The organism is Pseudomonas sp. TE9122 (assembly GCF_056278925.1).
Map to the genome: position 1 here is coordinate 118,834 of NZ_JBWBQI010000001.1, position 24,158 is coordinate 142,991.

The 24,158-nt window shown below is 60.5% G+C and carries 22 protein-coding genes; 10 read left to right on the forward strand and 12 right to left on the reverse strand.

Annotation, left to right across the window (positions count from 1 at the left end; genetic code table 11):
* Positions 1-74: 74 nt before the first annotated feature.
* From nadE to ACZ9BE_RS00480, 3 genes are all read right to left on the reverse strand, one after another.
* Complete coding sequence (gene nadE, locus ACZ9BE_RS00470) at positions 75-902, reverse strand: ammonia-dependent NAD(+) synthetase (protein WP_236168126.1); 828 nt, start codon at positions 900-902, stop codon at positions 75-77.
* A 4-nt stretch (positions 903-906) separates the two neighbouring features.
* Entirely contained in the window at positions 907-2,130 is a 1,224-nt protein-coding gene (gene pncB / locus ACZ9BE_RS00475; RefSeq protein ID WP_041480717.1) for a nicotinate phosphoribosyltransferase, read from the reverse strand.
* A gap of 214 nt (positions 2,131-2,344) precedes the next feature.
* Entirely contained in the window at positions 2,345-3,244 is a 900-nt protein-coding gene (locus ACZ9BE_RS00480) for a LysR family transcriptional regulator (protein WP_041480716.1), read from the reverse strand.
* Between the two features lie 164 nt (positions 3,245-3,408).
* Between ACZ9BE_RS00480 and amaB the strand changes: the two genes are divergently transcribed.
* The 8 genes from amaB to ACZ9BE_RS00520 all read left to right on the forward strand — a co-directional run bounded on the left by amaB (position 3,409) and on the right by ACZ9BE_RS00520 (position 13,522).
* Positions 3,409-4,899 (forward strand): L-piperidine-6-carboxylate dehydrogenase, encoded by a 1,491-nt coding sequence (amaB, locus tag ACZ9BE_RS00485; RefSeq protein WP_290128313.1) that lies wholly within the window; start codon positions 3,409-3,411, stop codon positions 4,897-4,899.
* 197 nt (positions 4,900-5,096) lie between these two features.
* Positions 5,097-6,380 carry an L-pipecolate oxidase gene (amaA, locus tag ACZ9BE_RS00490; protein ID WP_252877341.1) on the forward strand — a complete coding sequence of 428 codons (1,284 nt, stop codon included), beginning with the start codon at positions 5,097-5,099 and terminating at the stop codon, positions 6,378-6,380.
* Between the two features lie 367 nt (positions 6,381-6,747).
* Entirely contained in the window at positions 6,748-7,881 is a 1,134-nt protein-coding gene (locus tag ACZ9BE_RS00495) for an ABC transporter substrate-binding protein (protein WP_041480713.1), read from the forward strand.
* A gap of 244 nt (positions 7,882-8,125) precedes the next feature.
* The gene (locus tag ACZ9BE_RS00500) at positions 8,126-9,040 is read left to right on the forward strand and encodes an ABC transporter permease subunit (RefSeq protein ID WP_041480712.1); all 915 of its coding nucleotides are present in this window, start codon (positions 8,126-8,128) and stop codon (positions 9,038-9,040) included.
* 3 nt (positions 9,041-9,043) lie between these two features.
* Positions 9,044-10,345 (forward strand): high-affinity branched-chain amino acid ABC transporter permease LivM, encoded by a 1,302-nt coding sequence (gene livM, locus ACZ9BE_RS00505; RefSeq protein WP_476248797.1) that lies wholly within the window; start codon positions 9,044-9,046, stop codon positions 10,343-10,345.
* Positions 10,342-11,214, forward strand: a complete 873-nt coding sequence (locus tag ACZ9BE_RS00510; RefSeq protein ID WP_016771916.1) for an ABC transporter ATP-binding protein — start codon at positions 10,342-10,344, stop codon at positions 11,212-11,214. The genes livM and ACZ9BE_RS00510 overlap by 4 nt, the downstream gene beginning before the upstream one ends.
* Positions 11,211-11,927: an ABC transporter ATP-binding protein gene (locus ACZ9BE_RS00515; protein WP_016771915.1), complete on the forward strand. Its 717-nt coding sequence runs from the start codon at positions 11,211-11,213 to the stop codon at positions 11,925-11,927. Before ACZ9BE_RS00510 ends, ACZ9BE_RS00515 begins: the two co-directional genes overlap by 4 nt.
* Before the next feature lie 830 nt (positions 11,928-12,757).
* Positions 12,758-13,522 (forward strand): SDR family oxidoreductase, encoded by a 765-nt coding sequence (locus tag ACZ9BE_RS00520; RefSeq protein WP_016771914.1) that lies wholly within the window; start codon positions 12,758-12,760, stop codon positions 13,520-13,522.
* Between the two features lie 95 nt (positions 13,523-13,617).
* Here ACZ9BE_RS00520 and ACZ9BE_RS00525 read toward each other — a convergent pair whose 3' ends face one another.
* The 7 genes from ACZ9BE_RS00525 to ACZ9BE_RS00555 all read right to left on the reverse strand — a co-directional run bounded on the left by ACZ9BE_RS00525 (position 13,618) and on the right by ACZ9BE_RS00555 (position 18,829).
* Positions 13,618-14,751: an AGE family epimerase/isomerase gene (locus ACZ9BE_RS00525; protein ID WP_476248798.1), complete on the reverse strand. Its 1,134-nt coding sequence runs from the start codon at positions 14,749-14,751 to the stop codon at positions 13,618-13,620.
* Between the two features lie 197 nt (positions 14,752-14,948).
* Entirely contained in the window at positions 14,949-15,521 is a 573-nt protein-coding gene (locus ACZ9BE_RS00530; protein WP_041480708.1) for a HupE/UreJ family protein, read from the reverse strand.
* Between the two features lie 27 nt (positions 15,522-15,548).
* Positions 15,549-16,163, reverse strand: a complete 615-nt coding sequence (gene ureG / locus ACZ9BE_RS00535; RefSeq protein ID WP_016771910.1) for an urease accessory protein UreG — start codon at positions 16,161-16,163, stop codon at positions 15,549-15,551.
* A gap of 23 nt (positions 16,164-16,186) precedes the next feature.
* Entirely contained in the window at positions 16,187-16,861 is a 675-nt protein-coding gene (locus tag ACZ9BE_RS00540; RefSeq protein ID WP_150638248.1) for an urease accessory protein UreF, read from the reverse strand.
* Positions 16,858-17,358 (reverse strand): urease accessory protein UreE, encoded by a 501-nt coding sequence (gene ureE / locus ACZ9BE_RS00545; protein WP_039756959.1) that lies wholly within the window; start codon positions 17,356-17,358, stop codon positions 16,858-16,860. Before ureE ends, ACZ9BE_RS00540 begins: the two co-directional genes overlap by 4 nt.
* A 300-nt stretch (positions 17,359-17,658) precedes the next feature.
* Positions 17,659-18,291, reverse strand: a complete 633-nt coding sequence (locus ACZ9BE_RS00550) for a TetR family transcriptional regulator (protein ID WP_056787610.1) — start codon at positions 18,289-18,291, stop codon at positions 17,659-17,661.
* Positions 18,292-18,445: 154 nt separating this feature from the next.
* Positions 18,446-18,829, reverse strand: a complete 384-nt coding sequence (locus ACZ9BE_RS00555; RefSeq protein WP_041480705.1) for a DUF2790 domain-containing protein — start codon at positions 18,827-18,829, stop codon at positions 18,446-18,448.
* A gap of 383 nt (positions 18,830-19,212) precedes the next feature.
* On the opposite strand from ACZ9BE_RS00555, the gene ACZ9BE_RS00560 reads away from it, so the two are divergent.
* Positions 19,213-21,288: an AsmA family protein gene (locus tag ACZ9BE_RS00560; RefSeq protein WP_476248799.1), complete on the forward strand. Its 2,076-nt coding sequence runs from the start codon at positions 19,213-19,215 to the stop codon at positions 21,286-21,288.
* 119 nt (positions 21,289-21,407) lie between these two features.
* Here the strand turns inward: ACZ9BE_RS00560 and ACZ9BE_RS00565 are convergent, their stop codons facing one another.
* Positions 21,408-21,938 carry a ferritin-like domain-containing protein gene (locus tag ACZ9BE_RS00565; protein ID WP_016771904.1) on the reverse strand — a complete coding sequence of 177 codons (531 nt, stop codon included), beginning with the start codon at positions 21,936-21,938 and terminating at the stop codon, positions 21,408-21,410.
* Positions 21,939-22,220: 282 nt separating this feature from the next.
* On the opposite strand from ACZ9BE_RS00565, the gene ACZ9BE_RS00570 reads away from it, so the two are divergent.
* Entirely contained in the window at positions 22,221-23,099 is an 879-nt protein-coding gene (locus ACZ9BE_RS00570; RefSeq protein WP_476248800.1) for an esterase/lipase family protein, read from the forward strand.
* Between the two features lie 96 nt (positions 23,100-23,195).
* Here ACZ9BE_RS00570 and ACZ9BE_RS00575 read toward each other — a convergent pair whose 3' ends face one another.
* Entirely contained in the window at positions 23,196-24,083 is an 888-nt protein-coding gene (locus ACZ9BE_RS00575) for a DMT family transporter (RefSeq protein WP_305382108.1), read from the reverse strand.
* Positions 24,084-24,158 lie beyond the last annotated feature (75 nt).

The window sequence follows — 24,158 nt, forward strand, 5'->3', positions numbered from 1 at the left end:
TCAAAAGATCGCAGCCTCGTTGCACTCGTCAGCTCCTACAGGCTCCTACAGGCTCGTGCAGGCATTTCCATACCTCAAGGCGCAAACGGCATGACCCGCTTGTGATGAGTCTTGTTGTACGTATCGACAATGATCTTCGCCGCCTCGTCCCGCACCGCTTCACCGTGCAGAAACGCATCGATCTCGGCATAGGTCACGCCGTGCGCCGCTTCGTCCGGTTTGCCTGGCGAAAGATCTTCGAGGTCGGCGGTCGGGACTTTTTCGACCAGCGATTCCGGCGCGCCAAAGCTGCGGGCAATCGCACGCACCTGATTTTTCACCAGGCCGCTGAGCGGGGCGAGGTCGCAGGCGCCGTCGCCGAATTTGGTGAAGAAGCCCATCACCGCTTCTGCCGCATGGTCGGTGCCAATCACCAGACCGCCCGCCACTCCGGCAATCGTGTACTGCGCCACCATGCGCATCCGCGCCTTGGTATTGCCCAGCACGAAATCCACCGACGCCGCCGGTTTGCCTTCGAACGCCGACACCTGAGCCGCCAGTGCCTTGACCGCCGGGCCGATGTTCACGGTGTGAGTTTCGTCAGGGGCGATGCAATCGAGCGAGGCCTTGGCGTCGTGCTCGTCGAACTGGGTTTCATACGGCAGGCGCACGGCGATGAATTTGTAGCGGTCGTCGCCGGTTTTTTCGCGCAGTTCACGTACCGCGCGCTGGGCCAGGAGGCCGGCGGTCAGTGAGTCGACGCCGCCGCTGATGCCCAGCACCAGCGTCTTGAGCCCGGAATTGACCAGACATTCCTGGATGAACGTCAGGCGCCGGGCGACTTCGGCCTGCAGGGCCTGATCGTCGGCGAACGGTGGTTGCACCTTGAGCTGCTCAGCAATCTCACGCTGTACGGCTTGCATGAATTCACTCCTTGCTAGATAGACTGGATTCGGCAGGAACCTTGAACACATGTCGCAAATAGGCGACGAAATTCGGATCTTTGCAGTGGGTCTTGCCAGGCTCGTCGGAGATCTTCGCCACCGGCTGGCCGTTGCAGGCGGTCATTTTAAGCACGATGCTCATCGGTTCGACACCCGGGATATCACAAGTGAGGTTGGTACCGATGCCGAAGCTCACATTGATGCGACCGTGCAGCGCGCGGAAAATCTCCAGCGATTTGGGCAGGGTCAGACTGTCGGAAAACACCAGGGTCTTGCTCATCGGGTCGATGCCGAGCTTGTGATAGTGCGCGATGCACTTTTCACCCCACGCCACCGGGTCCCCGGAATCGTGGCGCAGGCCATCGAAGAGTTTGGCGAAGAACAGATCGAAATCGCCAAGAAACGCATCGGTGGTGATGCAATCGGTGAGGGCAATGCCGAGCAGGCCACGGTACTCGCGAACCCAGCAATCGAGCGCGGCGATCTGGCTGTCGATCAGGCGCGGGCCGAGTTGCTGATGGGCCATGATCCACTCGTGGGCCATGGTGCCCAGCGGTTTCATGTCCAGCTCGCGGGACAGGTGCACATTGCTGGTACCGACGAAACGACCCGGGAAGTCGTGCTTGAGCACGTTGACCACTTCGGCCTGCACGCCAAAGGAAAAGCGTCGACGCGTGCCGAAATCGGCAACCTGCAATTGCGACAGCTCATCGGCCGAAGCATTGGCGGTCAGCCAGTCGAACTTGCGATACAGCTGTTCGCGTGCCTGCTCCAGCGAAGTCTCCCGGTAGCGATAGCGATTGCGCACTTCACTGACGATCGCCAGCAGCGGCACTTCGTAGAGGATTACGTGCAGCCAGGGTCCGCGCAGGCGGATAAACAACTCGCCGTTTTCGATGCCGGTGTGCAGGTAGCGCAGGTTGAAGCGGAACAGGCCGAGGAAGCGCAGAAAATCTGGTTTCAGAAAACTGATGCGCTCAAGGAAACTCAACTGATCAGCACTCAGGCTCAGCTCGGCCAGACGCTCGATCTGATGACGAATCTCGGCCAGATACGGACGCAGATCCTCGGCGTTGCGGCAACGGAACTCCCATTCGACTTCGACGTTGGGGTAGTTGTGCAGCACCGCCTGCATCATCGTCAGCTTGTAGAAGTCGGTGTCGAGCAGGTTCTGCACGATGCGATCGGCAAACACACTCTCGCTCATAAACGGGTCTCCAGTTGCGCCGCGCCCGGCGCGGTCTATATCGATGGCGCTAGTGGCGCATATCGGCGGTGGGGATTGCCAGCATTTTTTCAGAGCGCCGCAGATCCACTGTGGGAGCGAGCCTGCTCGCGAATGCGGTGTGTCAGTTAAAGATGATGTGGCTGACCCGACGCTTTCGCGAGCAGGCTCGCTCCCACAGGGATCCCGGTTGACCTCACACCGGGCTATCGATTTGTTCAAGCATCCATTTCACAAAATCCCGCACCTTCGGCACTTCCGCCGCGTGCTCCGGGTAGGCCAGGTAATAGGCATCACTGCTGGGCATCGCATGCTGCCAGGGTATGACCAGTTTGCCTTCGGCCAATTCCTCTTCCACCAGAAACCGCGGCAGCAGCGCCACGCCACAGCCGACCTGGGCGGCGCGGATGCACATGTAAAAGGTTTCGAAACGCGGCCCGTGGTAGCTGTGTTCGGTGTGGTAGCCCTGACTGTCGAACCAGTCGTGCCAGGCCTGCGGTCGCGAGGCATTTTGCAGCAGTACCAGGTCGGTGAGTTGCGTCGGGTCAGTGAATGGCGTGTCCGGCAGGCTGCCCGGGGCGCAGACCGGCACCAGTTGTTCGCCGAACAATTTCAGGCATTCGGTGCCCGGACGCGAAGCCTGGCCGAAATAGAAGGCCAGATCGCTGCGCCCCTGCAACAGATCGTCGGCTTCCTGCTCGTTACACAGATCCAGATGAATCGACGGATGGCGCAGGCGCCAGCCTTTCAGGCGCGGCACCAGCCAACGGGCGCCGAAGGTTGACGGGGTGGAGACGCGCAAGACTTCGGTTTCGCCGCCGTAGGAACGCAGGTAATGCGTCGACATCTCCACTTGGCTGAGGATTTTTCTGACCTCGACCAGATACAAATCCCCGGCCGGCGTCATCTGCAAGCGCCGACGCACGCGGCGGAACAGCAAGTGCTGCAACAGTTCTTCAAGCTGCGCGACCTGTTTGCTCACCGCACTCTGGGTCAGGTTCAGCTCTTCGGCGGCGCGGGTAAAACTCAGGTGCCGGGTCACGGCCTCGAAGCATTGCAGCGCGGTGATCGAGGGCAAGTGGCGTCTGTTCAGCATGGCCAGTCCTTTTTCTTGTCTTTCGCTAGGCAGCATGAATAAACGGAATGATATCTGGCGTAAAGGTCGTTTGTTGCATCGCCGCAGTGAGGCTACAACTAAAGGCCTGCCCGGCCATGCAAAGGATGGCCGCACACATTCTGTTTTTGCTTGAGGAGAGACCGATGGTAGCCGCATTGCTTGATCGTCTGGGAGTCAACCCGGCCCTGTACCAGAACGGCAAGGTGCCGGTGCATTCGCCCATCGATGGCAGTGAAATTGCCTCGGTGAACTGGGAGGGCGCTGCCGAAGTCGAGCAACACATCAGTCGCGCAGATCATGCATTCGAGCACTGGCGCAAGGTGCCGGCGCCGCGTCGCGGTGAGCTGGTGCGTCAGTTCGGCGAAGTGTTGCGCGAGTACAAGGCCGATCTCGGCGAGCTGGTGTCGTGGGAGGCGGGCAAGATCACTCAGGAAGGCCTGGGTGAAGTACAGGAGATGATCGACATCTGCGATTTCGCCGTTGGCCTGTCGCGCCAGTTGTACGGTCTGACCATCGCCTCCGAGCGCCCGGGCCACCATATGCGTGAAACCTGGCATCCGCTCGGCGTGGTCGGCGTCATCAGCGCGTTCAACTTCCCGGTCGCAGTGTGGGCGTGGAACACCACCCTGGCGCTGGTCTGCGGCAACCCGGTGGTGTGGAAGCCATCAGAGAAAACCCCGCTGACCGCGCTGGCCTGTCAGGCGCTGTTTGATCGCGTAGTGAAAAATTTCAGTGATGCCCCACCGAGCCTGTGCCAGGTGGTGATCGGCGGTCGCGATGCCGGCGAAGCGCTGGTCGATGATCCGCGTGTTGCGCTGATCAGCGCCACCGGCAGCACGCGCATGGGCCGCGAAGTGGCGCCGAAAGTCGCCGCGCGTTTCGCCCGCAGCATTCTCGAACTGGGCGGCAACAACGCGATGATCCTCGGCCCGAGCGCCGATCTGGACATGGCAGTGCGCGCGATTCTGTTCAGCGCCGTCGGCACCGCCGGGCAACGCTGCACCACCTTGCGCCGTCTGATCGCTCATGAATCGGTCAAGGAAGAAATCGTCACCCGCCTCAAGGCTGCCTATTCGAAAGTACGCATCGGCCATCCGCTGCAAGGCAATCTGGTCGGCCCGCTGATCGACAAGCACAGCTTCGAAAACATGCAGGATGCGCTGGAACAGGCGCTGAGCGAAGGCGGCCGGGTGTTCGGTGGCAAGCGCCAACTGGAAGAGCAATTCCCCAATGCTTATTACGTGTCGCCGGCCATCGTGGAAATGCCCGAGCAGAGCGATGTGGTCTGCAGCGAAACCTTTGCGCCGATTCTCTACGTGGTCGGCTACAGCGATTTCGAGGAAGCGCTGCGCCTGAACAATGCCGTGCCGCAAGGCCTGTCATCGTGCATTTTCACCACCGATGTGCGTGAGGCCGAGCGGTTCATGTCGGCGGTCGGCAGCGACTGCGGCATCGCCAACGTCAACATCGGCCCGAGCGGCGCGGAAATCGGCGGCGCGTTTGGTGGCGAGAAAGAGACTGGCGGCGGCCGTGAATCTGGCTCCGATGCCTGGCGCGCGTACATGCGCCGGCAGACCAACACCGTCAACTACTCGCTGGAATTGCCGTTGGCGCAGGGCATTACATTCGACTGACAGGTGGAGATCCTCTGTAGGAGTGAGCACTGTGGCGAGGGGATTTATCCCCGTTCGGCTGCGAAGCAGTCGTCGCTTTTGAAATTTTGGGGCCGCTCCGCGACCCAGCGGGGCGGTGCGACGTTTCGCTAAATCCCCTCGCCACAGGGGGCTCACTCAGGTTTGTGTGTTTGTTGGGTTTCTGTTGGAGTCTGGCAATGCCGTTACGCGAAGAATGTCTGTGGGAAACGCTCACGCCACAACGCCCGGATAACACCGCGCTCAAGGGCGAGGTCAAGGTCGATGTCTGTGTGATCGGCGCCGGGTTCACCGGGTTGTCAGCGGCGCTGCATCTGTTGGAAAAAGGCAAAAGCGTCTGCGTGCTGGAAGCGCATCGCGCAGGGCACGGTGGCTCCGGGCGCAATGTCGGGCTGGTCAACGCCGGCATGTGGATTCCTCCGGACGAGATCGAAGCGGGGTTCGGCGAGGCGGTCGGCAGTCAGCTCAACCGCATGCTCGGTGCGGCGCCGGCGCTGGTGTTCAGCCTTGTGGATAAATACGCTATCGATTGCCAATTGCGCCGCGAAGGCACTTTGCACATGGCGCATAACGCCAAGGGCGAGGCGGATCTGCGCAGTCGCGAGCAGCAATGGAAACGTCGTGGCGCGCCGGTCGAACTGCTCACCGGCAAGGCCTGCGAGCAAGCCACCGGCACGCAGAAAATCGCCGCCGCGTTGCTTGACCGCCGCGCCGGCACGCTCAATCCGATGGCCTATGTCACCGGGCTGGCCAATGCCGTGCGCGGGCTCGGCGGGCAGATGTTCGATCATTCGCCGGTGACTCGCCTCGAGCGCGTCGGGCAGAAGTGGTCGGTGCAAACCGCCCAGGGTTCGGTACTCGCCGAACAAGTGGTCATCGCCTCCAATGCTTACACCGAAGGCGACTGGACCGAACTCAAGCGCAATTTCTTTCCCGGCTATTACTACCAGGTCGCCTCGGTGCCACTTACCGAAGACGCTGCGCAAGAAATTCTCCCGGGCGGGCAGGGCTCGTGGGACACCCGTCAGGTATTGAGCAGCATCCGCCGTGACAAGGACGGGCGCCTGTTGCTCGGCAGCCTCGGCAATGGCAACCAGAAACCGACCTGGTTTCTCAAAGCCTGGGCCGATCGGGTGCAGCAGCATTACTTCCCCAATCTGAAGCCGGTCGAGTGGCAATGCACCTGGACCGGGCGCATCGCGTTTACCCCTGATCACCTGATGCGCCTGTTCGAACCGGCGCCGGGACTGGTGGCCGTCACCGGTTATAACGGTCGCGGCGTCACCACCGGCACGGTGGTCGGCAAAGCTTTTGCCGATTACCTGTGCAACGGCAATCCGCAGGCACTGCCGATTCCCTTCGCACCGATGCAGCCCCTGGCCGGTGTGGGCTTGCGCAGTTGCCTGTACGAGGCCGGGTTTTCCCTGTATCACGCGGGCCAGTGCCTGCGCATCGTTATTTGAGTGTTGAAATTTGTTGCCGCAAGCGGCGCTTTTGCATCCAGCGACTAGCCTGTAATGGTGCGGGTTGTAGCAGTCCCGCACCAGCAGTGTGCAGTTCGGTGACGCGGGCTGTTACAGGCTGGTTGCACGTCGTTTGCCGCTGCGGTTGCAATGATGGCGCGTGCGGGTTGCGCCTGAAAAAACAAATGGTTTCACCTTCCGCGGTTTAGACGGTTGCACGCCCAATGAAAATGGGACCGAAACAGTCGAAATAACAACAACGCAGCGACTTTTTGAAGAATAAAAAACCGATGGCACGGGCCTTGCTCTGAGCTTTGAGTGAAGTGAAGTCGCAGTGCCAACTAAAAAAACCTTGGAGCACCACCTCATGTCCCAGACGTTTTACAAGAAAGGCTTTCTGGCCCTCGCAGTCGCTACTGCGCTGGGTGTTTCTGCGTTTGCTCAAGCTGATATCAAGATCGGTGTAGCGGGTCCTATGACCGGTGCCAACGCGGCATTCGGCGAGCAGTACATGAAGGGTGCACAGGCGGCGGCCGATGCGGTCAACGCGGCGGGTGGCGTCAACGGGGAAAAAATCGTCCTGGTCAAAGGCGACGACGCCTGCGAACCGAAGCAGGCAGTGACGGTCGCCAAGGACCTCACCAACCAGAAAGTCGCCGGCGTGGTCGGTCACTTCTGCTCCTCTTCGACCATTCCAGCGTCGGAAATCTACGACGAAGCCGGGATCATCGCGATCACTCCGGGCTCGACCAACCCGCAAGTTACCGAACGCGGCCTCAGCGCCATGTTCCGTATGTGCGGACGTGACGACCAGCAAGGCATCGTTGCCGGCGACTACATCGTCGACATGCTCAAGGGCAAGAAAGTCGTTGTGCTGCACGACAAGGACACCTACGGCCAAGGCCTGGCTGACGCCACCAAGGCTCAGCTGGAAAAACGCGGCGTCAAGCCTGTGCTGTACGAAGGCCTGACCCGTGGCGAGAAAGACTTCAGCACCATCGTCACCAAGATCCGTGGCGCCGGCGCCGATGTCGTCTATTTCGGCGGCCTGCACCCGGAAGCCGGTCCGCTGGTTCGTCAGCTGCGTGAACAAGGTCTGAAAGACGTCAAGTTCATGTCCGACGACGGTATCGTGACCGACGAACTGGTGACCACCGCTGGCGGCCCGCAATTCACCGATGGCGTACTGATGACTTTCGGCGCCGACCCGCGCCTGTTGCCGGAAAGCAAGACCGTAGTGGACGCGTTCCGCAAGGCCGGCACTGAGCCTGAGGGCTACACCCTGTACGCCTACGCCTCGGTTCAGACTCTGGCGGCAGCGTTCAATGGCGCGAAGAAAAACGATGGCGAAGCCGCTGCCAAGTGGCTGAAGGCCAACCCGGTGAAAACCGTGATGGGCGAGAAGACCTGGGACGCCAAAGGCGACCTGAAAGTCTCCGACTACGTGGTTTACCAGTGGGACAAGGACGGCAAATACCACCAGCTGGAAAAGCAGAAGTAAGGGCTGAAGCGATCATCTGATCACCACCGATCCCCTGTGGGAGCGAGCCTGCTCGCGAAGACGCACTGACAAACAACCTCTGCGTTGAGTGTTCAACCGCTTTCGCGAGCAGGCTCGCTCCCACAGAGGGATCAGTGGTGATCGGGCTGATCACGCTCCGACATTGCTCCGACGTACATCTGTATTTTTCCTAGAAGAACCGCGCGCCGATGGCGCGCAGGTTCTCACTGCGTGAGATTGCGTTATGGATGGTATTTTCCTGCAGCAACTGGTCAATGGCCTGACCCTCGGGTCGGTCTATGGCCTGATCGCCATCGGCTACACAATGGTCTACGGCATCATCGGCATGATCAACTTCGCCCACGGCGAGGTTTACATGATTTCCGCTTACCTGGCGGCAATCAGTCTGGCTCTGCTGGCTTACTTCGGTATCGAATCCTTCCCGCTGCTGATGCTCGGTACGCTGATCTTCACCATCGTCGTCACGGCGGTATATGGCTGGGTCATCGAGCGTGTTGCCTACAAACCCCTGCGTAACTCGACCCGCCTGGCGCCGCTGATCAGCGCTATCGGTATTTCGCTGATTCTGCAGAACTACGCACAGATCGCCCAGGGCGCCAAACAACAGGGCGTGCCTACGCTGCTGACCGGTGCCTGGCGTGTTGAAGTCGGCACCGGCTTCGTGCAACTGACCTACACCAAAGTCTTCATCCTGATCGCCGCGTTTGTCGGCATGGGGCTGCTGACCTACATCATCAAATACACCAAGCTCGGCCGCATGTGCCGTGCGACCCAGCAAGACCGCAAGATGGCCTCGATCCTGGGGATCAACACCGACCGGGTGATTTCCTACGTGTTCATCATCGGTGCAGCCATGGCGGCACTGGCCGGTGTGCTGATCACCATGAACTACGGCACGTTCGACTTCTATGCCGGCTTCATCATCGGCATCAAGGCGTTCACCGCAGCGGTTCTGGGCGGCATCGGTTCACTGCCCGGCGCGATGCTCGGCGGGATCATCCTCGGCATCTCCGAGTCGCTGTTCTCCGGTCTGGTCAACTCCGACTACAAAGACGTGTTCAGTTTCTCGCTGCTCGTCCTCGTACTGGTCTTCCGGCCGCAGGGCCTGTTGGGCCGTCCTCTTGTGTCGAAGGTGTAAGCGATGTCTGCAACCATTGAAAAATCCATCGATATCAAAAAAAGTCTGGTCGAGGCGATTCTTGCCGGCCTGATTGCGCTGATCGTGTTCGGGCCGATTGTCGGCGTGGTCCTCGACGGCTACAGCTTCAACCTCGAAGCAACCCGCGTGGCGTGGATCATTGCCATCGTCATGGCCGGTCGCTTTGCCCTCAGCCTGTTCCTGCAAACCCCCAAGGGCCTGAAGATCCTCGACGGGTTCGAGAGCAGCGGTTCCGGTGTGCACGTGCTGCCGGCGGATTACAAATCACGGCTGCGCTGGATCATCCCGCTGATTATCGTGCTGGCGATCATCGTGCCGTTTGTCTCCAACTCCTATCTGCTGGGGGTGATCATCCTTGGTTTGATCTACGTGCTGCTGGGGCTGGGGCTGAACATTGTGGTCGGTCTGGCCGGGCTGCTCGATCTCGGTTACGTGGCGTTCTACGCCATCGGCGCCTACGGTCTGGCATTGGGTTATCAATATCTGGGTCTGGGTTTCTGGACGGTGCTGCCGCTGGCGGCAATCACCGCAGGCCTGGCTGGCTGCATTCTCGGTTTCCCGGTGTTGCGTCTGCACGGTGACTATCTGGCGATCGTGACCCTGGGTTTTGGTGAAATCATTCGTCTGGTGCTGAACAACTGGCTGTCCCTGACCGGCGGCCCGAACGGCATGCCGGCGCCATTGCCGACGTTCTTCGGTCTGGAGTTCGGCAAGCGGGCGAAGGATGGCGGGGTGCCGTTTCATGAGTTCTTCGGCCTGACCTACAACCCGGACGTGAAGTATTACTTCATCTACGCGGTGCTGTTCCTGGTGGTGCTGGCGGTGTTGTACGTCAAGCATCGGCTGGTGAAGATGCCGGTCGGTCGCGCCTGGGAAGCCCTGCGTGAAGATGAAATCGCCTGCCGCTCAATGGGCCTGAACCACGTACTGGTCAAGCTCTCGGCGTTCACCATCGGTGCGTCGACGGCGGGTCTGGCCGGGGTGTTCTTCGCCACCTATCAAGGCTTCGTCAATCCGACCTCGTTCACCTTCTTCGAGTCGGCGCTGATCCTCGCCATCGTCGTGCTCGGCGGCATGGGCTCGACCATCGGCGTGGTCATCGCCGCATTCGTGCTCACCGTCGCCCCGGAACTGCTGCGCGGCTTCGCTGAATACCGCGTGCTGCTGTTCGGCATCCTGATGGTGTTGATGATGATCTGGCGACCACGCGGGTTGATCCGCATCAGCCGCACCGGGGTCAAACCACGCAAAGGTGCCATTCACTACGAGAGGACTGCGCCATGAGTGAAGTCGTACTCTCTGTTGAAAAACTGATGATGCATTTCGGTGGCATCAAGGCTTTGAGCGATGTCAGCCTGAAGGTCAAACGCAATTCGATCTTCGCCCTGATCGGCCCCAACGGTGCTGGCAAGACCACGGTGTTCAACTGCCTGACCGGTTTCTACAAGGCCACGGGCGGCAAGATCGAACTCAATGTGCGCGGCCAGCAGACCAACGTCATCCAGTTGCTGGGCGAGTCGTTCAAACCGACCGATTTCGTTTCGCCGAAATCCTTCCTCAGCCGCATGTACTACAAAATGTTCGGCGGTACTCACCTGGTGAACCGTGCCGGTCTCGCCCGTACGTTCCAGAACATTCGCCTGTTCAAGGAAATGTCGGTGCTGGAAAACCTGCTGGTGGCGCAGCACATGTGGGTCAACCGCAACATGCTCGCCGGCATCCTCAACACCAAGGGCTATCGCAAGGCCGAGAGCGATGCGCTGGATGTCGCGTTCTACTGGCTCGAAGTAGTCGATCTGGTCGACTGCGCCAACCGTCTGGCCGGTGAGCTGTCCTACGGCCAACAACGGCGTCTGGAAATTGCCCGGGCCATGTGCACGCGGCCGCAGATCATCTGCCTCGACGAACCGGCCGCCGGCCTCAATCCTCAGGAAACCGAAGCGCTCAGCGCGATGATCCGGCTGCTGCGCGACGAGCACGATCTGACCGTGGTGCTGATCGAACACGACATGGGCATGGTTATGAGCATTTCCGACCACATCGTGGTGCTGGACCACGGCATCGTCATCGCTGAGGGCGGACCGGAAGCGATCCGCAATGATCCAAAAGTGATTGCGGCTTACCTGGGCGCCGACGAAGAGGAGCTGGTATGAGCCAACCGATCCTCGAACTGCGCAATCTGGACGTGTTCTACGGCCCGATTCAGGCGCTCAAGGGCGTTTCATTGCAGATCAACGAAGGCGAGACCGTCAGCCTGATCGGCTCCAACGGCGCCGGCAAGTCGACCTTGCTGATGTCGATCTTCGGCCAGCCCAGAGCGGCGGGCGGGCAGATTCTCTATCAGGGCGTCGACATCACGCAGAAGTCCTCGCACTACATCGCCTCCAACGGTATCGCGCAGTCGCCGGAAGGGCGGCGGGTTTTCCCCGACATGACCGTCGAGGAAAACCTGCTGATGGGCACCATCCCGATTGGCGACAAGTACGCCAAAGAGGACATGCAGCGCATGTTCGAGCTGTTTCCACGGCTTGAGGAGCGACGCAATCAGCGGGCGATGACCATGTCTGGCGGTGAACAGCAGATGCTCGCCATCGCCCGTGCGCTGATGAGCCGGCCGAAGCTGTTGCTGCTCGATGAGCCGAGCCTGGGTCTGGCTCCGATCGTGGTGAAGCAGATTTTCGCCACGCTGCGTGAGTTGGCAAAAACCGGGATGACGATTTTCCTCGTCGAGCAGAACGCCAACCATGCGCTGAAGCTGTCGGACCGGGCATATGTGATGGTCAACGGCGAAATCCGTCTGACCGGCACAGGCAAAGAGCTTTTGGTGAATGAGGAGGTGCGTAACGCCTATCTGGGCGGGCACTGATTCTTCTCGCGGTTGTACACAGCCCCGGCGACGAGAGTCCCGGGGCTGTTTTTATTCCTCAAACTCACTGTGTAGGAGCTGCTGAAGGCTGCGATCTTTTGATCTTAAAAAAATCAGAAGATCGCAGCCTTCGGCAGCTCCTACATGGAATCAAGGCATGACATCAAGCGGAATTCAGAATTGTGGAAAACAAATTCCCCAAGCTGCCAAAGCGCGACATATAGACGCTGCAAATGGCTGTTTTTCCACAGTTTTGACTTGTCCCCGGTTACTGTGGAGCTGGCTGTGAATAACGTGGGTGTATCTGGCTGCAAGCCTTATGAAACGTGGCTTGCAGGGATGTGTTTGTTTTTTGATCAGGCATTTTTGCTGGAGCGCGCGGCGTCGTTGTCAACCTTTTTCTGGGGAGCAGAGACATGGCAATTCCATGTGCGCAAGCCTGTGGATAAGTCTGTGACTAAACTCTGGAAAGACCTCGCGGAGCGCCGTAATTGCTGGCCTCGCGCAATCACCCGGTGACACCGTCCGTCGTGCAAAATGCCCTGTCCCGCACATCCCCCGCCTCACGGTCAAGCAAAAAACTTTCCATTTCGCCCGCAAAGCCTTGTGTGGCGCGGCTTTGCACGTTTGCACTTGCCCCCGGAAACTGTGGAGCAGATTGTGGATAACATGCGTGCACATGGCTGCAGGCCACGCAGGCTAAGGTCTTGGCGCACTTGGTTGATTTTTGTACAGCTGGCAAGTGTTGCCCGTATTCGCGAGGGCGGGCATGCTGCCTGCTGATTTTCTATTCCAAGGGCTGCCGTGGCGGCCGAAGCAAGGAGAACACGATGTCCGACACCCTGTTTATCACCGGCGCGACGTCCGGTTTTGGTGAAGCCTGTGCCCGGCGTTTTGCCGAGGCTGGCTGGAAGCTGGTACTGACCGGCCGTCGTGAAGAACGCCTCAATGCCCTGTGCGCCGAACTGTCGAAGCAGACCGAAGTGCATGGTCTGGTTCTCGATGTGCGCGATCGCAAAGCGATGGAGGAGGCGATCGCCAACCTGCCGCCGTCGTTCGCCAAACTCCGTGGCCTGATCAACAACGCCGGCCTGGCGCTCGGTGTCGACCCGGCGCCCAAGTGCGATCTGGATGACTGGGACACCATGGTCGACACCAACGTCAAAGGCCTGATGTACGCCACTCGCCTGCTGCTGCCACGGCTGATTGCCCACGGCCGTGGCGCCGGTATCGTCAACCTCGGTTCCATCGCCGGTAACTACCCGTACCCGGGCAGCCACGTGTATGGCGCGAGCAAAGCCTTCGTCAAACAGTTCTCGCTGAACCTGCGTTGCGACCTGCAGGGTACTGGCGTGCGGGTCAGCAACATCGAACCCGGCCTGTGCGAAAGCGAGTTCTCGCTGGTACGTTTTGCCGGTGACCAGGAACGCTACAACGCCACTTACGCCGGCGCCGAGCCGATCCAGCCACAGGACATCGCCGAGACGATTTTCTGGGTGATGAACACCCCGGCGCACATCAACATCAACAGCCTGGAGCTGATGCCGGTGAGCCAGACCTGGGCCGGGTTTGCCATCGAGCGTAACAAGGCTTGATACCGCGCTGAGGCCATTCGCGAGCAGGCTCGCTCCCACAGGGGAATGCATTCCAAAATGTGGGAGCGAGCCTGCTCGCGAATGCAATTGTTCGGTCAGCGAAGATATTCAGCCAGTCCGCTATAACAAGTCGCCAAATGATAAGGCGTGGTCGAAGGCATGTCCTTGCGGCTGACCTCTCCATTCTCATCGCGACACTCATGCCAGCCGCCGGCATGCAGAAACCGCTGCTGCAACGCCTGCAACTGGCGCAGCACCACCGCTTCGCTGTCCGCCCGCAAGGTCAGCGCACGCAGGTATTCGGCTTGAGCCCAGATCCGTTGGGTGGAATCTCTGGGCCGACCATTGCTTTCCAGATCAAGCATCGCCCGCACCGCGCCGCAGGACTCCAGCACGCCATACTGCTCGGTAAAGGCAAACGCCCGATCCAGCGCCCGGTGCAGTTTCGAATCGCGCAACAGCGCCGACGATTCGAGCAGGAAATACCATTCGAACTGGTGCCCCGGCTCGTACCAGTTATCCACAGCACCCAGTGGCTTCTCCATCAACACGCCATATTGCGGATCGACGAATTGCTTGTGCATGGCTGTGCATAACTCAAGCAGGGCCTTCTGCGTTTGCGGGTCTTCACGCACGGCGAGGGTCGCCAGAAAAGCTTCGGCCAGATGCATCAGCGGATTTTGCAGTGGCCCGGTTTGCAGGGTGAGCCAGTCATGCTCCAGGCAGGCTTCGTATAAACCGTCGCCGGTGGCGAATCGGCGGCCGATGATTTCCAGCGCGGCGTTCAATGTCGACTCGGCCAGCGAATCCCGGGACTTGTCCCAGTAATGCGCGCAGGCGAACAGGATGAAGGCGTGGGTGTAGAGATCCTTGCGCTGGTCCAGCGGCTTGCCCTGTGCGTCGATGCTGTAAAACCAGCCGCCATGCTCGGCATCATGGAAATGCCGTTGCAGCGAACGGAACAGCGCGGCGGCGCGGACTTCGGCGTTATCCACAACCCCGATCAGGCTGGAGAACAGATACAGCTGCCGTGCGCAGGCCATCGCCCGATAGCGCTGCACTGGCAGCGGTTGATGCGCGGCGTCCAGCGCCTCGTACGGCAACGCCATGTCGGCATTCCAGCCCGGGCCTTGCCACAGCGGCACGATCACGTCGAGGAAGTGCTGCTGCACTTGGCCAAACAGGGCGGTCAATTCGGGCAGGGCGGTGGAGCGGGAAGCGTGGGGCATGGGCGGGCGTCACGGGCTGGGGCGATTGCGCGACATGGTAGCAGAGAGGCAGCCTTTAAAGGTTTGGTGTCTGATCGGCCGTCATCGCTGGCAAGCCAGCTCCCACAAGGAAATTGAGTGTTCACACAATTGTGGACTTACCCAATAACCTGTGGGAGCTGGCTTGCCAGCGATGAGGCCGGCTCAGGCGATAGAGATTAGCCTGCGAGCAACCACACCCCAGTCGCCGCCGAAGCCGCACCCGCCAACCGCACCAGCGGCGCCGCTGCCTGCGGAAGAACTCGCACCACGCCATAACCGAGCGCATGCAAAACCGCTGTCGCCGCGACAAACCCGGCCGCATACGCCCACGGGCTGCTCATTTCCGGCAGCTCCAGCCCATGCGCCACGCCATGGAACAGCGCAAACAGCGCCGTCGCTGCCACCGCCATCACCAGCGGCGGACGCACGGCCAGTGCCACGGCCAGGCCCAGCGCCAATACCGAAGCAGCAATCCCGCTTTCCAGCGCCGGCAACTCCAGCCCTTCAAAACCGAGCAGGCCGCCCAGCAGCATGGTGCCGACAAACGTGCACGGCAGCGCCCAGCGCGCCGCGCCTTGTTGCTGCGCCGCCCACAAACCGACGGCGAGCATTGCCAGCAAGTGGTCGAGCCCGCCGATCGGGTGGCTGATGCCCGCGACGAGGCCGCTGTCGCCATGCCCAGGGTGCGCGAAGGCCAGTGCCGGTGTCAGCAGCAGCGCCACGGCGCCAAGAATGCGTTTGAGTGTCATGGATAAGCTTCCTTGTTGATAAGTGGTTCAGGCGGCGGTCAGCAGGCCCTGGCGTTCGATGAAGGCGATGATTTCTTCAAGGCCCTGACCGGTTTTCTGGTTGCTGAAAACGAACGGCTTGCCGTTGCGCATGCGTTTGGTGTCGCTGTCCATCATTTCCAGCGAGGCGCCCACCAGTGGCGCGAGGTCGATCTTGTTGATCACCAGCAGGTCGGACTTGCAGATCCCCGGGCCGCCCTTGCGCGGCAGCTTGTCGCCGGCGGAGACGTCGATCACGTAGATGGTCAGGTCCGACAGCTCCGGGCTGAAGGTCGCCGAGAGGTTGTCGCCGCCGGACTCCACCAGAATCAGATCCAGCCCGGGAAAGCGCCGGTTCAGTTGGTCGACTGCTTCAAGGTTGATCGAGGCGTCTTCGCGGATTGCCGTGTGCGGGCAGCCGCCGGTTTCCACGCCGATGATCCGCTCCGGCGCGAGGGCTTCGTTGCGCACCAGGAAATCGGCGTCTTCGCGGGTGTAGATATCGTTGGTGACCACGGCGAGGTTGTAGCGCTCGCGCAGGGCCAGGCACAGGGCCAGGGTCAGTGCGGTTTTGCCGGAACCGACCGGGCCGCCGATGCCGACGCGCAGAGGTTGTGTATCCATTTCATTCTCCAAAATAAACAGCCCTAAGAGCGGAAGAGACGGCTGTACTGGCGCTCGTGGGCCATGCACGCCAGAGACAGGCCAAACGCGGCGCTGCCGATGTGTTCGGGGTTGAGGTGGGTCGCGTCGTGCTGCGCCTGTTGCAGCAGCGGCAGCAGTTCGCTGGTCAGGCGCTGGGCGGCTTGCTGGCCCAGCGGCAGGGTTTTCATCAACACGGCGAGCTGGTTTTCCAGCCAGCTCCACAGCCACGCGGCAAGAGCGTCCTGCGGGGTGATGCCCCAGGCGCGTGCCGCCAGTGCCCAGCACAGGGCGAGATGCGGTTCTGTGGTCTGTTCAAGAAAGTCGCGGGCGGGCGCATCGAGTTCTGGCAAACCGTTCAACAACTGCTGCAGGGAGTAGCCCATCTGCCGGCTCTCCAGATGCAACTCGCGGGTTTCGCGACTGGCGCGGTGGCTCTCGCAGAGTTGTCGTAATTCGGCCCAGTTTTCATCTGCTGCGGCCTGGCAATGCGCCAACAGCAGCGGCGCTTCGAAGCGCGCGAGGTTGAGCAGCAGTTGATCGCTGATCCAGCGGCGGGCGCCGTCCGGGTTGTGGACCCGGCCATTATCCACCGCCATTTCCAGACCCTGGGAATAGCTGTAGCCGCCAATCGGCAATTGCGGACTGGCCAGACGCAGCAGCGCCCAGGCCGGATTCACAGGCGCACGCCGAACTGGTGGAGTTTCGGCGCGTAGTTGAAGTCTTCGTCGCCGTGGCGGGAATGATGATGGCCGCCGCCGTAAGCGCCGTGTTCCGGCTGGAACGGCGCTTCGATAGCCTCGACCTGCGCGCCGAGCTGTTCGAGCATCGCCTTGAGCACGTAATCGTCGAGCAGGCGCAGCCAGCCATCGCCGACTTGCAGGGCGACATGGCGGTTGCCGAGGTGATAGGCCGCGCGGGTCAGTTCGAACGCATTGGCGCAAGTGACATGGAGCAGTTGTTCAGGGCGGGCGCAGACGCGCACGACACGGCCGTCTTCAGCCTGCAGGCATTCGCCGTCATACAGCGGTGGCTGGCCGCGCTCCAAAAACAACCCGACGTCTTCGCCTTCGGCACTGAAACAGCGCAAACGGCTTTTGCTGCGCGCTTCGAAGGTCAGGTGCAGCTCGGCGGCCCAGACGGGTTGAGGGTCGATTCTGCGATGAATCACCAGCATCGGAAAGCTTCCAGCAATGAACGTTGAATGGGCTAGAGCAAGCGCCGCGCCAATCGGGTGATCTGTAGGAAATAGCTGTCGGCGCTTGCCTGATCTTTCAACAGGCGCGGCGATTCTGGAAGGTTTTGGTGCATGAAGGATTTGTCATGCACCAATTCGATGCCGTGACGGATGTTCAATGTGGGAGCGAGCCTGCTCGCGAATGCGCCGTGTCAGACAGATGTATTCAGCTGATCCCGCGCTTTCGCGAGCAGGCTCGCTCCCACAGGGGCTTTGCGCTGTGTCAGATGGAGAAGGGGATTACTCGGTACTGCCCAGCCCTTGCCAGTGCTTGAGGCCGATGAAGATGAAGCGCAGTTGCTGGGTGATCTTCGCCTGCGGCGTCAGATGCTCCGGCAAGGCCTCGGCGGGCGGGTCGATGATGTCGGGGAGGGTGGCGAACACCGATTTGACGATCAGGTCGGCGATCACGCTCAGACCGGCGATGTCCAGATGTTGCAGCTTGGGCATCAGCGCCAGGTCCGCCGCGAGGTCGGCGCTGATGTTCTCCCGCAGGCGTCCGATCGCCTGGCGTACCGGCAGCGAGCCGCCGTATTGTTCGCGGGCGAGAAACAGGAATTGCGAGCGGTTGGCGTTGACCACATCAAGGAAGATGCGCACCGAAGCGTCGATGATGCCGCCCATGACGAATTCGTTGTGCCGCACCAGGCGGATGGTTTCGCGGAAGGTCTGGCCGACTTCGCTGACCAGTACCAGACCCAACTCGTCCATATCGGCAAAGTGCCGGTAGAAACCGGTGGGCACGATGCCGGCGGTCTTGCTCACTTCGCGCAGGCTCAGGCTGCCGAATCCTCGGCCGCTTTCCATCAGGTGGCGGGCAGCGTCCATCAGGGCGTTGCGGGTCTGTTGTTTCTGTTCGGCGCGGGGCAGCATCGCAGGGTGTGTTCTTCGGCAGGACAAGCGCCGCACTCTAGCAAATCGGCTTTGTCGGCGTCGAACGGGGAGTCATGCAGCGAGGGATTCACAGAAGCTGAAAAGTCAAAAGCCCAATCCGCTGATTGGGCTTTTTCGCTGGGCCGTCATAGGCTCAGCTCACGGCGCTGTTGCGTTCGATTACACGATCACCACCACCTTCGGCGAGGGCTTGACCTTGGGGAGTCTTGTCGTAGCCGTCTTCCACCAGACCTTTTTCTTCGAGACGATTGCGGCCGTTTTCAGCCAGGGTCTGGCCCTGTGGGGTTTTGTCATAGCCATCTTCAGCCAGAGTCTGACCTTGAGGGGTTTTGTCATAGCCGTCTTCAGCCAGAGTCTGGCCTTGTGGGGTTTTGTCGTAGCCGTCTTCAGCGAGCGTCTGGCTGAACACCGAGTGGCTGTCTTTGACTTGTGGAGTGGCCTGATCGGCAGCTGGCAGGGCGAAAGCAGTGCTGGCTAGCATCGACAGGGTAAGGCTGAGCAGTAATTGGCGTTTCATGATAGTGGCTCCTTGGGAGGGCGATAAAGTGGGTACGAGGGCAATGCTACTCTCGATATGTCGATATAAAAGTTCATAAACGCAATGGTAATAATCAACAGAATTGATTGTTCGGCGCGAAGGCTCTAGATCGGGCCTTTGCGGGCGACGGTTTTGCACCGTCGTGGGTATTTTCGACTCACTCGTGCCTCGCAAAAGTGCGGGTCGCGGTAACACTGCTCGACCGATCGGTCAGTTTTGCTGCGCTTTTTATGGCTTAAACTGCCTTTCGATTAAACCTGCGGGCCTTTCGCCAGTCACAGACTGCATAGGGGCCGCTTAGGTCTGCCGTTTCAGCTGTGCGTCGGGTAATCGGCGTGCGGTCGTGATCAGGAGCTTTGTGCATGACGCGCACTGGAAAAATCTTCAGCTGGATCTTCGCCATCCTCGTGCTGCTGCTGGCAGCCTTGATTCTGATCATCGTGTTCTTCGACTGGAACCGGATCAAACCGACCATCAATGCCAAAGTCTCGGAAGAACTGCACCGGGCGTTTGCCATCAATGGCAACCTCGCGGTGATCTGGCAGCGCGAGCCGGAAGAGGGCGGCTGGCGCTCTTGGGTGCCTTGGCCGCACGTGGTCGCCGAGGATCTGAGCCTGGGTAATCCTGACTGGTCGAAGCAGCCGCAGATGGTCACGCTCAAACGCGTTGAACTGCGCATTTCGCCGCTGGCCCTGCTGGCCCAGCGCGTGGTGATTCCGCGCATCGACCTGACCGAGCCGAATGCCGAGCTGCAACGTCTGGCCGATGGCCGCGCCAACTGGACGTTCAAATTCGATCCCAAGGACCCGAACGCCGAGCCTTCGAGCTGGGTGGTCGACATCGGCGCGATCGGTTTCGACAAGGGCCACGTGACCCTCGACGATCAGACCCTGAAAACCAATCTCGATGTGTTGATCGACCCGCTCGGCAAGCCGATTCCATTCAGCGAGATCGTCGGCGACAAAGCGGCGAAAACTGCTCAGGACAAGGGCGGCGCACCGCAGGACTATGCCTTTGCGCTCAAGGTCAAAGGCCAGTACCACGCGCAGAACCTCACCGGGCAGGGCAAGATCGGCGGGTTGCTGGCGTTGCAGGACGCGAGCAAGCCGTTCCCGTTGCAGGCCCAGGCGAAGATCGGCGATACCCGTATCGAACTGGCCGGCACCCTGACTGACCCGCTGAATCTTGGCGCTCTTGATCTGCGCCTCGAGCTCGCTGGAGACAGCCTCGGCAATCTCTACCCGCTGACCGGCGTGACCCTACCGGACACCCCACCGTACTCCACCGACGGCCACCTGATCGCCAGGCTGCATGACGAAGCCGGGGCGAAATTCACTTATGAAAAATTCAACGGCAAGATCGGCGACAGCGACATCCACGGCGACCTGACCTACGTGGCCAGCCAGCCACGGCCGAAACTCAGCGGTACGCTGCTCTCCAATCAACTGCTGTTTGCCGACCTCGCGCCACTGATCGGCGCCGACTCCAACACCGAGCAAAAGGCCCGTGGCGGCGCGAGCAAGCAACCGGCGGACAAAGTCCTGCCGGTCGAAGAATTCAAAACCGATCGCTGGCGGGCCATGGACGCCGATGTCGAGTTCACCGGCAAACGCATCGTCCACAGCGAGAAGCTGCCGTTCAACGACCTCTATACCCATCTGAAACTCAACGACGGCGAGCTCAGCCTGGAACCGCTGCGCTTTGGTGTCGCCGGCGGCACGCTGGATGCGCTGATTCGCCTCAATGGCCGCACCGAGCCGCTGGAAGGCCGTGCGCGTTTGACCGCACGCAAATTCAAACTCAAAGAGCTGTTCCCGACCTTCGAGCCGATGAAGACCAGTTTCGGTGAGCTCAATGGCGATGCCGACATCAGTGGCCGGGGCAACTCCGTGGCCAAGCTGCTCGGTGGTGCCAACGGTAATCTGAAGATGCTGATCAACGACGGTGCAATCAGCCGTGAGTTGATGGAGCTGGCCGGGCTCAACGTCGGTAACTACGTGGTCGGCAAGATCTTTGGCGACAAGGAAGTGAAGATCAATTGCGCGGCGGCGGACTTCGACATCAAGACCGGCCTGGCGACCACACGGCTGTTTGTCTTCGATACCGAGAACGCAATCATCTACATCGATGGCACGGCGAACATGGCCACCGAACAACTCGATCTGACCGTGACCCCGGAATCCAAAGGCTGGCGTCTGATCTCGCTGCGCTCGCCGCTGTATGTGCGCGGCAAGTTCATCAAACCGGATGCCGGCGTCAAAGCCGTACCGTTGATGCTGCGCGGGGCGGGGATGGTTGCGCTGGGCGTGATTGCCGCACCGGCGGCGGGATTGCTGGCGCTGGTGGCGCCGAGCGGGGGCGAGCCGAATCAGTGCGCGCCGTTGCTCGAGCAGATGAAGCAGGGCAAGGCGCCGGTGACCGTTAAACCCAGCAAGTAATGCGGCGTCTCTGAGGGCGCCTTCGCGAGCAGGCTCGCTCCCACATTCGAACGCGTTTCTTCAATCGAAATACGTTCCAGTGTGGGAGCGAGCCTGCTCGCGAAAGCGGTGTGACGGGATTACAGATCGTTGAGGATATCCGCCATGTCGTCGGCGTGTTCTTCTTCCTGGGCGAGGATGTCTTCGAAGATGCGGCGGGTGGTCGGGTCTTTGTCACCGATGTACTGGATGATTTCGCGATAGCTGTCGATAGCAATGCGCTCGGCCACCAGATCTTCGTAAACCATTTCCTTGAGCGTGTTGCCGGCCACGTATTGCGCGTGGGACATCTTGCTGAGCAGGTCAGGGTTGAACTCAGGCTCACCGCCCAGTTGCACGATCCGCTCGGCGAGGCGATCGGCGTGCTCGGCTTCCTGGTTGGCGTGTTCGAGGAATTCGTCGGCGGCGACGTTGGCTTTCAGGCCGTTGGCCATGAAGTAGTGGCGCTTGTAGCGCAAGGTGCACACCAGCTCGGTGGCCAGCGACTCATTGAGCAAACGCAGTATTTCTTCACGGTTGGCGTTGTAGCCCTCGGTGACCGCGCCGTTTTCCACGTGTTGCCGCGCGCGTTCGCGCAGGGTTTGAACATCAGACAAATGCACGTCACTCATTTCATTCTCCTGGAGGCTAATCCGATAGGCGCCACGTTCTGAAGACGCGGTCGCTACCCAGGTTGTGAGTCTTGAGCGAAGCGAAAAGTTTTATGCGATTTACGCCGGACGCGCTGCAGGAACTGCTGAAGACTGCGATGTCGGGAGAGTCAGTCCGGTTTCGGTGGAGCGGATCGTGGCGGGCTGAAGTAGGCTCATCGTTCAGTTGTCATCGTCACGTTGGATGCTTGGCGGGCGTCTTGCAGGTCTGGCATCCACTCACCGCGCACAAGGATGTAACCCATGTCGACACGTTATCCATTGGTGCTGGTGCCGGGCATGCTCGGCTTTATCCGGCTGGTGCTTTACCCGTATTGGTTCGGCATCATCAAGGCCTTGCGCCGTGGTGGTGCGACGGTGGTCGCGGTGCAGGTCTCGCCGCTCAACTCTACTGAAGAGCGCGGCGAGCAGTTGCTGGCGCGGATCGAGGAAATACTGCGCGATAGCGGGGCGCAAAAGGTCAATCTGTTCGGCCACAGCCAAGGCGCGTTGACCGCACGGTATGCGGCGGCGAAGCGTCCGGATCTGGTCGCCTCGGTAACATCGGTCGCCGGGCCGAATCATGGTTCCGAGCTGGCTGATTATCTGGAAAAGCACTACCCCGGTAGCAGTGCCAAGGGCCGCTTGCTCGAAGCGTTGCTGCGCTTGATCGGCTGGGTCATGGCACTGCTCGACACGGGTTACCACGGGCCGAAACTGCCGGTGGATATCCACGCTTCTCACCAATCGCTGACGACGGCGGGCGTCGCATTATTCAATCAGCGTTATCCACAAGGGCTGCCGGAAGTCTGGGGCGGCCAGGGGCCGGAAGAGGTCAACGGTGTTCGTTATTACTCCTGGTCAGGGACGCTGCAACCGGGCAAGACCGATCGTGGCGGCAATCTTTTTGACGGCACCAACCGAAGTTGTCGCTTGTTTGCCAAGACCTTCGTCCGTGAGCCGGGGCAGTGCGATGGCATGGTCGGCCGTTACAGCTCGCATCTGGGCACGGTGATCGGTGATGACTATCCGCTGGATCATTTCGACATCGTCAATCAGTCGCTGGGACTGGTGGGCAAAGGCGCGGATCCGGTAAGGCTGTTTGTCGAGCATGCGGCGCGGCTGGAGGCTGCAGGGTTATAGCCAAACAGACCGCGTCATCGTTCTTCGCGAGCAGGCTCGCTCCCACAGGTGTCTGCATTTCAATGTGGGAGCGAGCCTGCTCGCGAAGGGGTCTTATCAGGCAACGCTGACCCGGCGGCCCAAAACGGTGGTCCAGCGCTCCGACAAAACCACCCCACCCAAGGTCAGCAATCCGCCCACCAGGTGATACATCGCCAACTGTTCCTTCAACACCAGCGCCGCAATCAACGCAGTAATCAATGGCAGCAGATTGAAGAACAACGTCGTCCGGCTCGGCCCCAGTCGCTGCACCGCCTGCATCCACGCCAGCGGCGCGACCATCGAAGCCAGCAGGCATGCATAGAGCACCAGCGGCACGTTCTGCAGATTCAAACCGATCTTCGGCGACACCGCGAACAGCGGAAACAACACCACAATCGCCACCAGCACCTGCAAGTACAGCAGCACCAGCGGCGGCAGGCGCAGTTGCCACTTTTTCAGCAGCGTGCTGTAAACCGCGTAGGCCAGCGTGGCGATCAGCATCATCGCATCGCCCAGATTGACCCCGTGTTGCAGCAGCGCTCCGAGGCTGCCGGATGACACCACCACCAGCACGCCAGCGAACGACAGCACCGCACCGACCAGCGCACCAGCGGTCAGGCGCTGGCCGAGGCTGATGATCGCCATGGCCAGCGACATCAATGGCATCAACGACAGGATGATGCCCATGTTGGTCGCGGTGGTCAGTGTTGCAGCGAAATAGGCGAGGCTCTGATACACCGCCATGCCGAGCACGCCGAGGACGAAAATCCGCCCCAGGTTCGGCCGAATCTGCGGCCAGTGCGCGATGACTTTCTTCAGCATGAATGGCGTGAACAGCACGCCGGCCAGCAGCCAGCGATAGAAACCGATCTCGGCGGGGAAGATCGCGCCGACCGCCAGTTTGTTGATCACGGTGTTGCCGGCCCAGATGAAAATCGCCAGCAGGGGAAACGCGTATTGCATGGGACAAAACCAGAACGTTGATGAAGCGCGATTATCGCCTGTCTGGATGCAGGCCTATACTGCGATCCAGACAAC

Bases quoted from the DNA above. Each gene is read 5' to 3' on its own strand.
- ACZ9BE_RS00515 (WP_016771915.1), top strand. From the start codon at position 11,211: ATGAGCCAACCGATCCTCGAACTGCGCAATCTGGACGTGTTCTACGGC.
- ACZ9BE_RS00565 (WP_016771904.1), bottom strand. From the start codon at position 21,938: ATGAGTGACGTGCATTTGTCTGATGTTCAAACCCTGCGCGAACGCGCG.
- ACZ9BE_RS00530 (WP_041480708.1), bottom strand. From the start codon at position 15,521: ATGACACTCAAACGCATTCTTGGCGCCGTGGCGCTGCTGCTGACACCG.
- ureG (WP_016771910.1), bottom strand. From the start codon at position 16,163: ATGGATACACAACCTCTGCGCGTCGGCATCGGCGGCCCGGTCGGTTCC.
- pncB (WP_041480717.1), bottom strand. From the start codon at position 2,130: ATGAGCGAGAGTGTGTTTGCCGATCGCATCGTGCAGAACCTGCTCGAC.
- amaB (WP_290128313.1), top strand. From the start codon at position 3,409: ATGGTAGCCGCATTGCTTGATCGTCTGGGAGTCAACCCGGCCCTGTAC.
- ACZ9BE_RS00575 (WP_305382108.1), bottom strand. From the start codon at position 24,083: ATGCAATACGCGTTTCCCCTGCTGGCGATTTTCATCTGGGCCGGCAAC.
- ACZ9BE_RS00550 (WP_056787610.1), bottom strand. From the start codon at position 18,291: ATGCTGCCCCGCGCCGAACAGAAACAACAGACCCGCAACGCCCTGATG.
- amaA (WP_252877341.1), top strand. From the start codon at position 5,097: ATGCCGTTACGCGAAGAATGTCTGTGGGAAACGCTCACGCCACAACGC.
- ACZ9BE_RS00495 (WP_041480713.1), top strand. From the start codon at position 6,748: ATGTCCCAGACGTTTTACAAGAAAGGCTTTCTGGCCCTCGCAGTCGCT.
- nadE (WP_236168126.1), bottom strand. From the start codon at position 902: ATGCAAGCCGTACAGCGTGAGATTGCTGAGCAGCTCAAGGTGCAACCA.
- ACZ9BE_RS00510 (WP_016771916.1), top strand. From the start codon at position 10,342: ATGAGTGAAGTCGTACTCTCTGTTGAAAAACTGATGATGCATTTCGGT.
- ACZ9BE_RS00570 (WP_476248800.1), top strand. From the start codon at position 22,221: ATGTCGACACGTTATCCATTGGTGCTGGTGCCGGGCATGCTCGGCTTT.
- livM (WP_476248797.1), top strand. From the start codon at position 9,044: ATGTCTGCAACCATTGAAAAATCCATCGATATCAAAAAAAGTCTGGTC.
- ACZ9BE_RS00555 (WP_041480705.1), bottom strand. From the start codon at position 18,829: ATGAAACGCCAATTACTGCTCAGCCTTACCCTGTCGATGCTAGCCAGC.
- ACZ9BE_RS00560 (WP_476248799.1), top strand. From the start codon at position 19,213: ATGACGCGCACTGGAAAAATCTTCAGCTGGATCTTCGCCATCCTCGTG.
- ACZ9BE_RS00480 (WP_041480716.1), bottom strand. From the start codon at position 3,244: ATGCTGAACAGACGCCACTTGCCCTCGATCACCGCGCTGCAATGCTTC.
- ACZ9BE_RS00500 (WP_041480712.1), top strand. From the start codon at position 8,126: ATGGATGGTATTTTCCTGCAGCAACTGGTCAATGGCCTGACCCTCGGG.
- ACZ9BE_RS00520 (WP_016771914.1), top strand. From the start codon at position 12,758: ATGTCCGACACCCTGTTTATCACCGGCGCGACGTCCGGTTTTGGTGAA.
- ureE (WP_039756959.1), bottom strand. From the start codon at position 17,358: ATGCTGGTGATTCATCGCAGAATCGACCCTCAACCCGTCTGGGCCGCC.
- ACZ9BE_RS00525 (WP_476248798.1), bottom strand. From the start codon at position 14,751: ATGCCCCACGCTTCCCGCTCCACCGCCCTGCCCGAATTGACCGCCCTG.